This is a genomic window from Streptomyces seoulensis (genome assembly GCF_022846655.1).
Classification (GTDB): domain Bacteria; phylum Actinomycetota; class Actinomycetes; order Streptomycetales; family Streptomycetaceae; genus Streptomyces.
This window is the reverse complement of record NZ_AP025667.1, coordinates 364,095-379,287: the sequence shown is the minus strand read 5'-3', so window position 1 is coordinate 379,287 and position 15,193 is coordinate 364,095. Positions and strand designations below refer to the sequence as shown.

14 protein-coding genes and 1 tRNA gene are annotated in these 15,193 nt (G+C 71.9%); 5 read left to right on the top strand and 10 right to left on the bottom strand.

Annotated features, from left to right (window positions below; all coding sequences use genetic code 11):
- The first annotated feature begins 177 nt into the window (after nt 1-177).
- Entirely contained in the window at nt 178-1,818 is a 1,641-nt protein-coding gene (locus HEK131_RS01840) for an FAD-dependent oxidoreductase (protein ID WP_244333439.1), read from the top strand.
- A 61-nt stretch (nt 1,819-1,879) separates the two neighbouring features.
- Here HEK131_RS01840 and HEK131_RS01835 read toward each other — a convergent pair.
- Nucleotides 1,880-1,953 (bottom strand) — tRNA-Thr (locus HEK131_RS01835).
- Between the two features lie 200 nt (nt 1,954-2,153).
- Between HEK131_RS01835 and HEK131_RS01830 the strand changes: the two genes are divergently transcribed.
- From HEK131_RS01830 to HEK131_RS01820, 3 genes are all read left to right on the top strand, one after another.
- The gene (locus HEK131_RS01830) at nt 2,154-3,293 is read left to right on the top strand and encodes an ABC transporter ATP-binding protein (protein ID WP_161148508.1); all 1,140 of its coding nucleotides are present in this window, start codon (nt 2,154-2,156) and stop codon (nt 3,291-3,293) included.
- A 202-nt stretch (nt 3,294-3,495) separates the two neighbouring features.
- Nucleotides 3,496-3,975 (top strand): hypothetical protein, encoded by a 480-nt coding sequence (locus HEK131_RS01825; protein ID WP_217461393.1) that lies wholly within the window; start codon nt 3,496-3,498, stop codon nt 3,973-3,975.
- A 230-nt stretch (nt 3,976-4,205) separates the two neighbouring features.
- Nucleotides 4,206-4,937 carry a nucleotidyltransferase family protein gene (locus HEK131_RS01820; RefSeq protein ID WP_161148510.1) on the top strand — a complete coding sequence of 244 codons (732 nt, stop codon included), beginning with the start codon at nt 4,206-4,208 and terminating at the stop codon, nt 4,935-4,937.
- Between the two features lie 68 nt (nt 4,938-5,005).
- Here HEK131_RS01820 and HEK131_RS01815 read toward each other — a convergent pair whose 3' ends face one another.
- The 7 genes from HEK131_RS01815 to HEK131_RS01785 form a co-directional block, all read right to left on the bottom strand.
- Entirely contained in the window at nt 5,006-6,682 is a 1,677-nt protein-coding gene (locus HEK131_RS01815; RefSeq protein ID WP_244333438.1) for a DoxX family protein, read from the bottom strand.
- A gap of 128 nt (nt 6,683-6,810) precedes the next feature.
- Nucleotides 6,811-7,749: a 23S rRNA (guanosine(2251)-2'-O)-methyltransferase RlmB gene (gene rlmB, locus HEK131_RS01810; RefSeq protein ID WP_217461396.1), complete on the bottom strand. Its 939-nt coding sequence runs from the start codon at nt 7,747-7,749 to the stop codon at nt 6,811-6,813.
- A gap of 95 nt (nt 7,750-7,844) precedes the next feature.
- Complete coding sequence (gene cysS, locus HEK131_RS01805) at nt 7,845-9,248, bottom strand: cysteine--tRNA ligase (RefSeq protein ID WP_244333437.1); 1,404 nt, start codon at nt 9,246-9,248, stop codon at nt 7,845-7,847.
- 69 nt (nt 9,249-9,317) lie between these two features.
- Nucleotides 9,318-9,722: a PPOX class F420-dependent oxidoreductase gene (locus HEK131_RS01800; protein ID WP_217461398.1), complete on the bottom strand. Its 405-nt coding sequence runs from the start codon at nt 9,720-9,722 to the stop codon at nt 9,318-9,320.
- Nucleotides 9,723-9,771: 49 nt separating this feature from the next.
- Nucleotides 9,772-10,266, bottom strand: a complete 495-nt coding sequence (gene ispF, locus HEK131_RS01795) for a 2-C-methyl-D-erythritol 2,4-cyclodiphosphate synthase (RefSeq protein ID WP_244333436.1) — start codon at nt 10,264-10,266, stop codon at nt 9,772-9,774.
- The gene (gene ispD / locus HEK131_RS01790) at nt 10,256-11,020 is read right to left on the bottom strand and encodes a 2-C-methyl-D-erythritol 4-phosphate cytidylyltransferase (protein ID WP_161149385.1); all 765 of its coding nucleotides are present in this window, start codon (nt 11,018-11,020) and stop codon (nt 10,256-10,258) included. The genes ispF and ispD overlap by 11 nt, the downstream gene beginning before the upstream one ends.
- Nucleotides 11,021-11,316: 296 nt before the next feature.
- Nucleotides 11,317-11,799 (bottom strand): CarD family transcriptional regulator, encoded by a 483-nt coding sequence (locus HEK131_RS01785; protein ID WP_003953493.1) that lies wholly within the window; start codon nt 11,797-11,799, stop codon nt 11,317-11,319.
- Nucleotides 11,800-12,423: 624 nt separating this feature from the next.
- On the opposite strand from HEK131_RS01785, the gene HEK131_RS01780 reads away from it, so the two are divergent.
- Nucleotides 12,424-13,083 carry a DUF461 domain-containing protein gene (locus HEK131_RS01780; RefSeq protein ID WP_217461400.1) on the top strand — a complete coding sequence of 220 codons (660 nt, stop codon included), beginning with the start codon at nt 12,424-12,426 and terminating at the stop codon, nt 13,081-13,083.
- A gap of 71 nt (nt 13,084-13,154) precedes the next feature.
- On the opposite strand, the gene HEK131_RS01775 is transcribed toward HEK131_RS01780, so the two are convergent.
- Together HEK131_RS01775 and HEK131_RS01770 are read right to left on the bottom strand one after the other, a co-directional pair.
- On the bottom strand, nt 13,155-13,835 hold the full coding sequence (locus tag HEK131_RS01775) for a response regulator transcription factor (RefSeq protein ID WP_031183999.1): 681 nt from the start codon (nt 13,833-13,835) through the stop codon (nt 13,155-13,157).
- Nucleotides 13,832-15,106, bottom strand: a complete 1,275-nt coding sequence (locus tag HEK131_RS01770) for a sensor histidine kinase (RefSeq protein ID WP_217461401.1) — start codon at nt 15,104-15,106, stop codon at nt 13,832-13,834. Before HEK131_RS01770 ends, HEK131_RS01775 begins: the two co-directional genes overlap by 4 nt.
- Nucleotides 15,107-15,193: the final 87 nt, after the last annotated feature.

Below are 15,193 nucleotides of genomic sequence, written 5' to 3'. Positions count from 1 at the left end.
GCCAGAACCGGTGCCGGCCGTCGATCGGGTCCGGCAGCGTTCCTTGATCCTGTGCCGGTCCCCACGAGCCCGCGACTCCTGTGAACCACGCGGGTGATTGGGCACGCGGAGCAGGCACGGGCGGGCATGAAGAGTCACAGGCGCCCCACGCGCCCACCCCAGCCACTGGAGGCTTCGATGCATCAGAAAGCCGACCACCGGGTCCCCGTCCTCATCGTGGGCGGCTCACTGGTGGGCCTGTCCATGTCCGTGTTCCTGGGCCGTCTCGGTGTGCGGCACATGCTCGTCGAGCGGCACTCCGGGACCTCGAACCACCCGCGTGGACGCGGCAACAACGTCCGCACGATGGAGCTGTTCCGGGTCGCCGGGGTCGAGCCGGACATCAAGGCGGCCGCCTCGCTCCTCGCCGACAACCACGGCATCCTCCAGGCGCCCACCCTCGTGGGTGACGCCGGCGAATGGCTCTTCAGGAACATCGACCCCGGCGGCGGCCTGGCCAGGTTCAGCCCCACCGCGTGGTGCCTGTGCAGCCAGAACGACCTCGAACCCGTCCTCGTGGACAGCGCCCGCGAACTCGGCGGCGACCTCCGGTACTTCCACCAGATGGAGTCCTTCGAGCAGGACGCCGACGGAGTGACGGCCACCGTCCTGGACCGCGACACCGAGGAGCGCTTCACCGTCCGCGCCGACTACCTCGTCGCCGCCGACGGCCCGCGCAGCCCCGTACGGCGCGCCCTCGGCGTCGGCCAGAGCGGACCCGGCGACCTGTTCGCCAACGTCAGCGTCACCTTCCGCTCCAGCGCGCTGGCCGACGTGGTCGGAGACCGCCGCTTCATCTGCTGCTACCTCACCCACCCGGACGCGGACGGCGCGCTGCTGCCCGTGGACAACAAGGAGAACTGGGTCTTCCACGCGCCCTGGCACCCCGAGCGCGGCGAGACCCTGGACGACTTCACCGAGGAGCGGCTGCGCGACCACATCCGCCGGGCGGTCGGCGTGGACGAACTCGACGTGAAGATCACCGGTATGGCCTCCTGGCGTGCCGCCGAACGCGTCGCCGACCTCTACTCGGCGGGCCGGGTCTTCCTCGCCGGCGACTCCGCCCACGAGATGTCCCCCACCGGCGCGTTCGGCTCCAACACCGGCATCCAGGACGCGCACAACCTCGCCTGGAAGCTCTCCGCCGTCCTGTCCGGCTGGGCCGGCCCCGGCCTGCTGGAGACCTACGGCGCCGAGCGCCGACCGGTCGCGGTCGCCACCAGCGCCCGCGCCTCCGCCCGCTCCGTCGAGCACAGCCACCCCGGCTTCGCGCCGGCCCCCGGTGTCGGCGGCGGCAAGCGCGGCGGCATCCTCAACGTCGTCCTCGGCTACCGCTACCCCGCCGGTGCCGTCCTCGGCGCCGACCCCGAGGCCCCGGTCGTCCCGGACGCCCTCGCCCTCGACGGCCGCCCCGGCAGCCGCGCCCCGCACCTGTGGGTGCGCCGCGGCGGCCTGCGCCTGTCCACCCTCGACCTCTACGAGCGCTCGATGGTCCTGCTCACCGACGCCCCCGACGACGCGGGCTGGTACGCGGCGGCCCGCCGCGTGGCCGCCGAGGACGGCATCGCCCTCGACGCCTTCCGCGTGGGCCCCGGCCCGGACGCCGACCTCACCTACGACACCGAGGGCACCGACTGGGCCGAGGCCCACGGCACCACGGCGGACGGCGCGGTCCTCATCCGCCCCGACGGCTTCGTGGCCTGGCGCGCGACGGGCGCCGCCGAGGACCCGGAGACGGCGCTCCGCGAGGCCCTGAGCTCCCTGCTCACCCCCGCCTGACCCCCCGGAAAACCCCGAAGGCCGCCCACACCGTGAGGTGCGGGCGGCCTTCGCCGTGCGGAGCCCCCTGTCGGATTCGAACCGACGACCTACGCATTACAAGTGCGTTGCTCTGGCCATCTGAGCTAAGGAGGCGTGGGCCGGTGGGCCCGTGTGTGCAGTGTACCCATGCGGGGGTGTGGGACGGCCGGGGAAATTCGGGGCCGCCCAGGTACTGACAGGGCTGGTCGGCGCCGGGTACGGTCCTGCCAGTTCACCTGGGTGAACCACCCGAACCACCTTCCTACAACGGATCGTCCGGCACGTTCCTGCCGGTAGAAGGGGGCCCATTCACCATGGCCACTGTCACGTTCGACAAGGCGACCCGGATCTACCCGGGGTCGACCAAGCCCGCCGTCGACGCCCTGGAGATCGCCATCGAGGACGGCGAGTTCCTCGTCCTCGTCGGCCCGTCCGGCTGCGGCAAGTCCACCTCGCTCCGCATGCTCGCGGGGCTCGAGGACGTCAACGGCGGCGCCATCCGCATCGGCGACCGCGACGTCACCCACCTGCCGCCCAAGGACCGGGACATCGCCATGGTGTTCCAGAACTACGCCCTCTACCCGCACATGACGGTCGCGGACAACATGGGCTTCGCCCTGAAGATCGCGGGCGTCAACAAGGCGGAGATCCGGGCGAAGGTCGAGGAGGCCGCCAAGATCCTCGACCTCACCGAGTACCTGGACCGCAAGCCGAAGGCGCTCTCCGGCGGTCAGCGCCAGCGTGTCGCCATGGGCCGCGCGATCGTCCGCGAGCCGCAGGTCTTCCTCATGGACGAGCCGCTGTCCAACCTGGACGCCAAGCTCCGCGTCTCCACCCGCACCCAGATCGCCTCCCTCCAGCGGCGCCTGGGCATCACCACCGTCTACGTCACCCACGACCAGGTCGAGGCCATGACGATGGGCGACCGGGTGGCCGTGCTCAAGGACGGTCTGCTCCAGCAGGTCGACACCCCGCGCAACATGTACGACCGCCCCGCCAACCTCTTCGTCGCCGGCTTCATCGGCTCCCCCGCCATGAACCTGGTCGAGGTGCCGATCACCGACGGCGGTGTGAAGTTCGGCAACAGCGTGGTGCCGGTGAGCCGCGACGCGCTCTCGGCCGCCGCCGACAAGGGCGACACCACCGTCACGGTCGGCGTCCGCCCCGAGCACTTCGACGTGGTCGAGCTGGGCGGCGGCGCGGCGGCCACCGCGCTGACCAAGGACAGCGACGACGCCCCGGCCGGCCTCGCCGTCTCGGTGAACGTCGTCGAGGAGCTGGGCGCCGACGGCTACGTCTACGGCGCCGTCGAGGTCGGCGGCGACGTGCGGGACCTCGTCGTCCGGGTGAACGGGCGTCAGGTGCCGGAGAAGGGCTCCACGCTGCACGTCGTGCCGCGGCCGGGCGAGATCCACGTGTTCTCGACCTCCACGGGCGAGCGTCTCTCCGGCTGACCTAAGGCAGGGGAAGTTCGACGGGAGGGGGTCCTGCGGGGCCCCCTCCCGCCGTGTCCGGGCGCGCTTCGGCGGATATCCCGGCACAGGGATCAATTCGGACGGCCGACGTCAACCCCCTACCCAGAAAGCAGCACGACTTCATCGCCCGTAAGGGTGACTAAATGTCGCCAAATCATCACCGGGCGCTACCCTCACTCGCGTGACGCACTCCACCACCCCTCAGACGCGACGCGGCCACCGGGGCGGCCCTGCCCGCCGGATCGGCCGTACTCTCGCCCTCGTCCTGCCCGTCGTCCTGGTGCTCTCCGGAACCCTCGCGGTCACGCGGGTCAACTGGACCGGGGACTCCGAAGGCTCGGTGCTCACCGCCTCGGACGTCGCCCAGGCCCCCGCCAAGGCCGGCACCGCCCGCACGGTCACCGCCAAGCGGACGGCGCCCCAGGAAGCGCTGCGCGACCGGCTGCTGACCGAGCTTCAGGACAAGAACCCCGGCGTGGTCCTCACCCACCTCCAGCAGGCGGTCAACGGCCACCCCGCGCTCGCCGAGCACTGCACCTCGATCGCCCGCACCCTGGGCAAGGCCGCGGTCCGCCTCTACGGCGCCTCCCGCGCCCAGTCCTACGCCCGCCCGGTGTGCGACACATCCTTCGCCACGGGTGTGCTGGCCGCACATAGCTGATCGGCACATGGGTGGTCGGCACATGGGTGGCCAGCACATGGGTGGCCGGTGCGTGGCTGGTCGGCACATGGCGGACCCACACATGGCCGACCCGCACATGGCCGACCCGCACATGGCTGATCGGCACATGGCGGACCCCACATAGCTGACCGCACCACGGGCGCGGACAGCCGCAGGAGCGGCCTGTCGCGCCCCTGGTGCCGGCCGGGGCGCCACGTACAGTTCGGGGCATGACCCATCCGAACGTCGCCGCGCGCCCCACCCAAGCCGTCGTCCTGGCCGGTGGCCAGGGCTCACGGCTGCGTCCCTACACGGACGACCGGCCCAAGCCGATGGTCGAGATCCCCGGCACGGGCACCCCGATCATCGGCCACCAGCTCGACTGGCTGGCCGAAGAGGGCGTCACGGACGTGGTGGTCTCCTGCGGCCATCTCGCCGAGGTCCTCCAGAAGTGGCTGGCCACGGCCGACCTGCCGCTGTCCGTCACCACCGTCGTGGAGACCGAACCCCTCGGCCGCGGCGGCGGCCTGAAGTACGCCGCCGCGCATCTCCCCCGCCCCGACCGGCCCTGGTACGCCACCAACGGCGACATCTGGACCCGCTTCTCCCTGCGGGACATGGCCGACTTCCACACCGAGCGGGACGCGGTGGCCACCCTCGCGCTGGCCCGGCCGCGCATCCCCTGGGGCGCCGTGCGCACGGACGGCTTCGGGCACATCACCGACTTCATCGAGGCACCGCCGTCCACCGTCGAGATCAACGCCGGTGTGTACGTCTTCTCCCCCGAGTTCCGCGACCTGCTGCCCGACCGCGGCGACCACGAGCGCGCGACCTTCCCCCGGCTCGCCCGTGAGCGCAAGCTCGCCGGTTTCCCGCTGCCGCAGGGCGCTTACTGGCGGGCCATCGACACGGTCAAGGACCTGACCGAGGCCGCCAAGGAGCTGGACGGCGAGCGCGCCTAGCAGCCGCCCGCCACACGCCGAAGGGCCCCGTACCTCGCGATGAGGTACGGGGCCCTTGGCGTGCTCGGTCAGTTGCCGAACAGACCGCCCACCAGGCCCGGCTGGCCGGTGGAGGCACCGCCGGAGTCGCTGCCGCCGCCCGAGTCGCTCCCGCCGGTCGACGTGGCGGCGCCGGTGCCGCCCGCCGTGGTCCCGCCCGCGCTGGTCGGGCCCGACGTGGTGCTGGGGGCGCCGCCGCCACCGGTGGTCGGGGCGGTCCGCTGGGGCGGGGCCTGGCCCGTGGTGCCCTGGGTCTGGCTGGGCGCCGCCGGAGCCGTACCGGCCGTGCGGTCCGCGCCCGGTGTGCCGGCCGCGCCGGACGGGCTCGCCCCGGCCGAGGCGCCGCCCGTGGGCGAGCTGGTCGCCGAGGGGCTGGCCTGCCTGCGCTGGGTGCCGGGCTCCGAAGGCAGCGGCGAGCCGGGCTGGTTGTTGCGCGGCGCCTCGCCGGGACCGGGCACGACCACCCGGCTGGAGTCGCGTACCGCGCCGCCGAGCAGCGAGCCGACGAGCAGGGTCAGACCGACCGTGACGACCGTGATCAGCGCGCCCCGGCGCAGCACGTACCGGCGCAGGTCCCAGATGGCGGCGCGCGGGCCCAGGGTGCGCCAGGCGCTGCCCGCGAGCCTGCCGTCGACGGAGTAGACCGGGGCGCCCGCGATGACCAGCGGGGACCAGGCGGCCAGGTAGATGATGTCGGGCGCGTCGTAGGCCGGGACCGTCTTCCAGCTCACGGTGACGATCAGCGCGGCCGAGAGCATCGCCCCCACCGCGGCGGCGACCCGCTGCCAGCAGCCGAGGATGGTCAGCACGCCGACCACGACCTGGAGGAAGGCGAGGACCAGCCCGGAGCCCACCGGGTGGTGCAGGGCGAACTGGCGCAGCGGCTCGGCCACGTCCCACGGGTGCAGGGTGTTGAGCCACTTGACCATGGAGCCGCGCTCGCCGCCGTCGAAGTAGACGGGGTCGCACAGCTTGCCCATGCCGGCGTAGATCGAGATGAAGCCGAGGAAGACCCGCAGCGGGAGCAGGACGACGCCGAGGTTCATCCGGCGGCCGGGGTAGTACGCGTGCCGGGCCGGATCGTCACCGTGGCGCCGGGCGGCCCGCGTGCCGGGCCGGACGGGCGGCTCGTCGAGGTCGAACTCGTCGCCCGCGTAGGGCGGTTCGCCGTACGGCGGCTCGTCGTAGGCGCTGCCGACCGGGCGCATGTGGGGCAGCAGCCGGGTGCCGCCGTCCGGGCCGGTGCGCTGGTGGCCGAGGACGGGGGTCTCGACGGTCGCGTCGAGCTGGTCGTAGGCGTCCGCGTAACCGGTGTGGTCCGGGTCGAGGCGCGGGATGACCTGGGTGGCCCCGGCCGGTTCTTCGGGGTGGCGGACGCTGCTGCCCCGGACGGCCTGGAGCAGCCGGTGGGTGCCGGTGTCGTCGGGCGCGGACCGGCCGCTCCAGACGACCGGGCGGCGGCGACCGGCGGTCCCGCCCGCGGCGGACATGCCGGCGGTGTCCTGGGCGGCGCTCAGGTGCCGGGCGATTCTCGGGGATTGGGTGCGCCTGCCCGCCGTCCCCAACTGCACGCGGAAGCTGGCGTGATTGACGATGACCTGCGCCGGATCGCTCGGCACCTTCACCATGCTCAGCGCGGGAGCGTCGTCGAATCCCGACGAGCGGTCCCCCGTGGGTGTGCGGGGTGTTCTGGTGTCCACACTCATCTAACCGAGTGACGCCGAGTTAGGACACTGCTTTGACCGGCCCGATGTGTCCGGACCGCGTCAAAGTCGTCGTGAACGCCGGGCAACCCCCGGATTTACCGCATCCGGGGGAATTGCCGAACGGTCGTTCAGGAACGGCGGCGCGACGCCTCGTACAGCACGACACCGGCCGCGACACCGGCGTTGAGGGACTCCGCGCCACCCGGCATCGGGATGCGCACCAGGTGGTCGCAGGTCTCGCCGACCAGGCGGGACAGGCCCTTGCCCTCGCTGCCGATCACGATGACGACCGGCCCGGACAGCGCCGGCAGGTCGCCCGCCTCGGCCGCGCCGTCGGCGGCCAGGCCGACCACGGTGATGCCGGCCTTCTTGTACTGCTCCAGCGCCCTGGTCAGGTTGGTGGCACGGGCGACCGGCGTACGGGCGGCCGTACCGGCCGAGCTCTTCCAGGCACCGGCGCTCATGCCGGCCGACCGGCGCTCGGGCACGACCACGCCGTGACCGCCGAAGGCGGCGACGGAACGGACGATGGCGCCCAGGTTGCGCGGGTCGGTGACGCCGTCGAGGGCGACGATCAGCGGGTCCTCGCCCTTGTCGTAGGCGGCCGCGGGCAGGTCCTCGGGGTGCGCGTACTCGTACGGCGGGACCTGCAGGACGAGGCCCTGGTGGTTCAGGCCGTTCGTCATGCGGTCCAGCTCGGGACGCGGGGCCTCCATCAGGTGGATGTTGCCGCGCTCGGCGGCGAGCTGGAGGGCCTCGCGGACGCGCTCGTCGTTCTCGATGAACTGCTGGACGTACAGCGTGGTGGCCGGTACGCCGTCGCGCAGCGCCTCGAACACCGGGTTGCGGCCGACGACCAGCTCGGAGGAGGACCTGCCGCCGCCCTTGCGCTGCGGCGGGCGGCCCTGGGCGCGGCGGACCTTGGCGGCGGCGGCGCGCTGCTTGACGTGGCCCTTGCGCATCTCGGCGGGGGGCGTGGGGCCCTTGCCCTCCAGGCCACGGCGCCGCTGGCCGCCGCTGCCGACCTGGGCACCCTTCTTGCCGGACATGCGGCGGTTGTTCGCCATGAGTTACCCGTCTCCGTGAGCGTTCGTACGTATGTATGCAGTGTGCCGCCCGGATGGCCGGGCGGCACATTCGATCAGGCCCGTTGCCGGCCGGCCTAGCGCGGGCCGAGGCTCCAGCGCGGGCCCTGCGGGCTGTCCTCGACGACGAGCCCGGACTGTCCGAGCTGGTCGCGGATGGCGTCGGCGGTGGCCCAGTCCTTGCGGCCGCGGGCGGACTCACGCTGTTCGAGGACGAGCCGGACGAGGCTGTCCACCACGCCGTGCAGGTCGTCGCCGCGCTCGCCGCCCTCGCCGGCCCACCGGGGGTCCAGCGGGTCGAGACCGAGCACGCCGAGCATGGCCCGCACCTCGGCCAGGCGGGCGACGGCCGCTTCCTTGTCGTCGGCCGCCAGCGCGCTGTTGCCCTGCCGGACGGTGGTGTGCACCACGGCGAGGGCCTGCGGCACGCCCAGGTCGTCGTCCATCGCCTCGGCGAAGGCCGGCGGCACCTCGGCGGCCGGTTCGACCTCGCCCCCGGCCTTCTCCAGCACACGCTGGACGAAGCCCTCGATACGCGCGAACGCGACCTCGGCCTCGCGCAGCGACTCCTCGCTGTACTCGATCATCGAGCGGTAGTGCGGGGTGCCGAGGTAGTAGCGCAGGACGATGGGACGCCACTGCTTGACCATCTCGGACACCAGCACGCTGTTGCCGAGCGACTTGGACATCTTGTCGCCCGCCATGGTCACCCAGGCGTTGTGCACCCAGTACCGGGCGAACTCGTCACCGAAGGCCTTGGCCTGGGCGATCTCGTTCTCGTGGTGCGGGAAGATCAGGTCGAGGCCGCCGCCGTGGATGTCGAAGGCGGTCCCCAGGTACTTGTGCGCCATGGCCGAGCACTCCAGGTGCCAGCCGGGGCGCCCGGGCCCCCAGGGCGTCGGCCAGCTCGGCTCGCCCGGCTTGACCGCCTTCCACATGGCGAAGTCGCGCGGGTCCCGCTTGCCGGTCTCGCCCTCGCCGGACGGCTGGAGCAGGTTGTCCAGCTCCTGCCGGGACAGCTCCAGGTAGCCGTCGAAGGAGCGCACGTCGAAGTAGACGTTGCCCTCGGACTCGTAGGCGTGGCCGCGCTCGATGAGGCCCTGCATCATCTCGATCATCTCGGTGATGTGGCCGGTGGCGCGGGGCTCGTAGGTGGGCGGGAGGCAGCCGAGGGCGGCGTAGGCGTCGTTGAACGCCCGCTCGTTCTCGTACCCGATCGCCCACCAGGGGCGCTTCTGCTCGTGGGCCTTGGCGATGATCTTGTCGTCGATGTCCGTGACGTTGCGGATGAACGTCACGTCGTAGCCGCGGTACTCGAACCAGCGGCGCATGATGTCGAAGTTCAGGCCCGAGCGGATGTGCCCGATGTGCGGTGCCGCCTGCACGGTGGCGCCACACAGGTAGATCGAGACACAGCCCGGCTGGACCGGGGTGAAGTCGCGGATCTGCCGGGCGCTGGTGTCGTACAGGCGAATGGTCACCACACCAGGGTAGTGGGAGCGGCGCCGTGCGATGCCACCGGACGGTGACATCGCCGCTCCGGACACGGCCTAGAGGCTGCCGACCACCTTGCGCGGGGTGATCCGCACGACGACACGCTCGGCGTCGTTCGCGGAGGCCGGGTTGAACTCCGCGTACTTCTTGCCGGTGTACTTCAGCGACAGCTCGTCGATGAGTGCCTGGCCGCCCTCGGTGGTCATCTCGGCGGTGCCGCGGATCTCGGCGTACTCGTAGGGGTTCTCCGGGTCCACGACGACGACGGTGACCCGCGGGTCGCGCCTGAGGTTCTTCTCCTTGCGCCGGTCGACCGTGGTGGAGACGAGGACGTCGTCCCCGTCCCGCTTCACCCACACCGGTGACATCTGCGGGCTGCCGTCGGGCTGGACGGTGCCCACGACGATGAACACGCGGGTGTCCAGCAGGGACTTGAGCCGGTCGGACAGGGCTGCGGACATGAAGATCCTCCTCGATCGACGATGGCTGTGCGGGTACCCTCGCACGCCCCTACGACACGCGCAGCACCAACGCCGTGGCGACCGCCATCAGCCCCTCGTCGCGGCCGGGGAAGCCCAGCCCGTCGGTGGTCGCGCCGGACACCGACACCGGTGCCCCGGCGGCGGCGGTGAGGATCCGCTGCGCCTCGTCCCGGCGCTTGCCGATCTTGGGGCGGGGGCCGACGACCTGCACGGCGACGTTGCCGATGACGAAGCCCGCCGCGCGCACGATCCGGGCGGCCTCGGTGAGCAGGGTGACCCCGGACGCGCCGGACCACTCGGGCCGGCCGGTACCGAAGTGCTGACCGAGGTCACCGAGTCCGGCGGCGGAGAACAGCGCGTTGCAGGCGGCGTGGGCGACCACGTCGGCGTCGGAGTGCCCGGCCAGGCCCGGTCCCGAGTCCTCCCACTTGAGCCCGGCGCACCACAGCTCGCGGCCGTCCTCGAAGGCGTGGATGTCCGTGCCGATGCCGACCTGGGGCAGGGCGGGGATCTCAGAAGCCATCGTTGAGCCTCCTGCGGTTCAGGACCGCCTCCGCGAGGACGAGGTCGAGGGGCCGGGTGACCTTGAACGCCTCCTCGTGACCGGGCACGGTCACGACCCGCTCCCCGAGCTGCTCGACCATGCTCGCGTCGTCGGTGACGTCCTCGGTGACGGTCTCGTGGGCGCGGACCAGGGTGGCCCGGTCGAAGCCCTGCGGGGTCTGCACGGCGCGCAGCCGGGCCCGCGCGGGCGTGCCGAGCACCGGCTCGGGCTCGCCGGGGGTGCCCGCGGGCTCGACCTCCTTGACCGTGTCGGCCAGCGGCAGCGCCGGCACCACGGCCGGGGCGCCGTCGCGCACCGCCTCGACGACCGCGTCCACCGTGTCGACGGGGACGAGGGGGCGGGCCGCGTCGTGCACGAGGACGACGTCGTAGGCGGGAGGCAGGGCGTCGAGGCCGAGGCGGACCGACTCCTGGCGGCTCTCCCCGCCGGGGACGACCAGGAAGTCCGTGCGCTCGGGCAGCGCGTGCGCGTCCAGCAGCGACTTGACCTCGGCGGCGCCGTCCGGCGGGGCCACGACGACCACCAGGGAGACGTGCCGGGAGGCGGCCAGGGCGCGGATCGCGTGGATCAGCATGGGCGTGCCGTTCAGCGCGCGGAGCGCCTTGGGGGCGCCCGGACCGAGGCGTACGCCCCGGCCGGCGGCGGGAATCACGGCGGCTACACGGCTGTCCTGGCGCGGCTCGGCGGGCGCGGGGCGCGTTTCGTCAGACATCGGTTCCTGTCAGGTTTGTGTGCTCGGGCCCGGTGGGTATGGCCTGGAGGAGCGCCTGGGAGCGACGCCTTGACCGGACCCTTTCCGTGACCGCGGTCGAGCCGTCCACCCCGGGGGCGACGAGCAGGGGCAGAACGCAGGACGGAAACTGCATCGAGTGCAACCGGGTGCAGGGGGAATGCATAGGGGGACGAATATGCCGCAGCGCCCGGCGACAGGGTGAGTGTCATCGGGCACCACGGCATTTGTGCTGCGCTGGACTGTGAAGCAGGCGGGGCACACCGCCCGCTCACGCGTCAGGAGGCGAGTACCTCGTCGAGCAGCGCCTCGGCCTTGTCCTCGTTGGTGTTCTCCGCGAGAGCCAGCTCGCTCACCAGGATCTGGCGGGCCTTGGCGAGCATGCGCTTCTCACCGGCGGAGAGTCCGCGCTCGCGCTCACGACGCCACAGGTCACGCACGACTTCCGCGACCTTGATGACATCGCCGGACGCGAGCTTCTCCAGATTTGCCTTGTAGCGGCGCGACCAGTTCGTGGGCTCCTCGGCGTACGGCGCACGCAGCACCTCGAAGACCCGGTCCAGCCCGTCCTGACCGACCACATCACGCACGCCGACGAACTCCGCATTGTCCGCTGGCACACGTACCGTCAGGTCGCCCTGGGCGACCTTCAGCACCAAGTAGGTCTTGTCCACGCCTTTGATCTGACGAGTTTCGATAGCCTCGATCAGCGCGGCCCCGTGATGGGGATAGACCACGGTGTCGCCAACCTTGAACGTCATGTGACAGGTACCCCTTCCGTGGCTATCCAGGGTAACACGGATACGGCGTCTTCTGAATGGCGTTTTCGCAGGTCAGGGCATATCTCGGGGCTTGACAACACCAACAGGAACGTGCTGCGGACCACCCGCGGAACCGGGAATTCGCAGGTGGGGGCAGCTCTGCGCGCGGAGTGAAACATGTACGTCACCCGCCCCAGAGAGTCACCCGGATTGGTCAAATGTCCCGGTATGCCCGCTTCCAAGCGTACGACTTCCGCTCCCCCGTTCGACATCCGGAGTCGGGTACGAGACGAATCCGGAATTGATCACGCCACCGGACGGTGATCAATTCCGGACACGCGCGTATTCCTTCACGGAAATTCCGCCCGGAGTGTCGCGGGGTGTCACCGGGATGCCGTCAACGACGCTCCGCGGGGTTATCCGAATGACGGACCGGCGTTCCGGCAATGCCGCGCGAGGGTGATCGACGGCGCTCCGAGTACCCCCACCGGGAGGCAAGCCGGGCACTTGGGGAGGGTCGGGTACGGCGGCGCGCGAACGGCTCGGTAGCCTGAGGGCGCTGACAGATCCTTAAGGTGGCCCTACAAGACAAGCCGCCCCTGCGTTCAAGGAGTTGCCGCCGCCGTGAGCAGCAGCCTTCGACGCGGCGCCCTCGCCGCATCCGCCATCGCGTTCTCGATCGCCTCGCTCGCCGCCTGCGGCGCCGGCAACAACGCCCAGACCCTGGAGATCCGGCCGGACAACGCCGCGACCCATGTCGGGGCCATCAAGGTGCAGAACGCCCTGGTCATCACCCAGCCCGACGCCAAGGCCAGCGGCCCGGCCGCCGTCGCCGCCACGCTGTTCAACGACGGCGCGACCGACCAGACCCTCCAGTCGATCGCCGTCGCGGGCAGCGACGAGAAGGTCGAGCTGAAGCCCGCCAAGGGACAGAAGCTGACCGTCCCGGCGCACGGCCGGCTGGTCATCGGCGGCAAGGACAACGCCTCCGCCATCCTGGCCAACGGCCGCGAGTCGGTCCAGAACGGCAACGCGCAGAAGGTGACCTTCACCTTCAGCAAGACCGGTGCGGTCAGCCTGCGCGCCTTCGTCGTGCCCGCGACCAGCTACTTCACCGGCTGGGGTCCGAGCGAGGTGCCGTCCGCGCCGGCCGCCGCGACCTCCTCGCCGTCGGGCAGCCCGTCCGCGAGCGGCAGTCCGGAGGACGGCAAGGCGAGCTCCTCCGCCTCCGCGCCGGGCGCCTCCCCGAGCGACTCCGCGTCGCAGTCGGCCGCGGGGCACTGAACCCGTACGCATGACAGAGGGGGCACCCGGCCCGGGTGCCCCCTCTGTCATGTTCCGGCCGCCACCGCGGTCTACGGCTCGAACTTGTATCCCAGCCCGCGCACCGTCACCAGATAGCGCGGGGCGCCCGGGTCGGGCTCGATCTTGGCGCGCAGCCGCTTCACATGGACGTCGAGGGTCTTGGTGTCGCCCACGTAGTCGGCGCCCCACACCCGGTCGATGAGCTGCATCCGGGTCAGCACCCGGCCCGCGTTGCGCAGCAGCATCTCCAGCAGGTCGAACTCCTTCAGCGGCAGGTCGACCTTGGCCCCGGACACCGTCACCACATGGCGGTCGACGTCCATCCGAACGGGGCCCGCCTCCAGCGCGGCCGGGGTGACCTCCTCCGGCTCGCCGCGCCTGCGCAGCACGGCCCGGATACGCGCGACCAGTTCGCGCGAGGAGAAGGGCTTGGTCACGTAGTCGTCGGCCCCTATCTCCAGCCCGACGACCTTGTCGATCTCGCTGTCCTTGGCGGTCACCATGATCACCGGGACGTTGGAGCGGCCGCGTAGCTGGCGGCACACCTCGGTGCCGGGCAGCCCCGGCAGCATCAGGTCGAGCAGGACCAGGTCGGCGCCGTTGCGCTCGAACTCGTCCAGGCCGTCGGGGCCGGTCGCGGCGACGGCGACCTCGAAACCCTCCTTGCGCAGCATGTACGACAGGGCGTCGGAGAAGGACTCCTCGTCCTCGACGACGAGCACTCGGGTCACGGAAGGACCTCCGGGGAGGGAAGCGGAGCGTACGGGGACGGATCGGCGGGACCGGACTCGTCGAGTTCCGGGTGCCTGGCCGCGCGGTCGCGGGCTACGCCCGCCTCCGGCAGCCGCAGGGTGAAGGTGGAGCCCTGGCCCTCGGCGCTCCAGACCGTGACCTCGCCGCCGTGCGAGGCGACAACGTGCTTGACGATGGCGAGGCCGAGGCCGGTGCCGCCGGTGGCGCGGGAGCGGGCGGGGTCGACGCGGTAGAAGCGCTCGAAGATGCGCTCCTTGTCCTTGTCGGAGATGCCGATGCCCTGGTCGGTGACGGCCAGCTCGATCAGATCTCCGCCGGGGGCGGAGATCCGGCGGGCGGAGATACCGACGCGGGTGTGGGCCGGGGAGTAGTTGACGGCGTTCTCGACCAGGTTGCCCAGGGCGGCGGCGAGCTGGCCGCGGTTGCCCCAGACGTGCAGCCCGGCGCGCCCCCGGTCGGGCCGCGCCGGGTCCTGGATGGCGGTGGCCATGTTGATCTGCTTCGTGCCGGCCTGGTGGCGGCAGCGGTCGACGGCCTCGGCGACCAGTTCGTCCACGCGTACCGGCTCGGCGTCCTCCAGCGGGTCGTCGTTCTGCACCCGCGAGAGGTCGATCAGCTCCTGGACCAGGTTGGTCAGCCGGGTCGCCTCGATCTGCATCCGCCCGGCGAAGCGCTGGACCGCGTCGGGCTCGTCGGAGGCGTCCATGACAGCCTCGGAGAGCAGGGAGAGGGCGCCCACGGGGGTCTTCAGCTCGTGGCTCACATTGGCCACGAAGTCACGGCGGACCGCCTCGATGCGGCGGGCCTCGGTCAGGTCCTCGACCAGCAGCAGCACCAGCCGGGAGCCGAGCGGGGCCACGCGGGCGGACACCGCCAGGGCCTCGCCCCGTCCGGTGCCGCGCCGGGGCAGGTCCAGCTCGACCTGGCGTATCTCCCCGTCGCGCCGCGTGTCGCGGGCCATCTGGAGCATCGGCTCCACGGCGAGCTTGCCGCCCCGGACGAGTCCGAGGGCGTACGCGGCGGAGCTGGCCTTGACCACGGCGTCAGCCTCGTCCAGGACGACCGCGGAGGAGCGGAGCACCGACAGCACGGTGTCCACACCCGGCGGGAGCACCGCGTCGGTGTGCAGGGAGGTACGGGTGGGGCGCTTCTGGTCGCGTTCGCTCCAGCGGAACGCCAGCATGGCGATGACACCGGTGAGCACACCACCGATCGCCGCCACTGCGGCGACCGCCGCGTTCACGTCCATGTCACAAGGTTAGGCATGGCGTCCGGACTGGCCACAGCCGCCGTGGTGCGACCTCGGGCACTCGTCGCCCAGAGTTCACCTTCCATC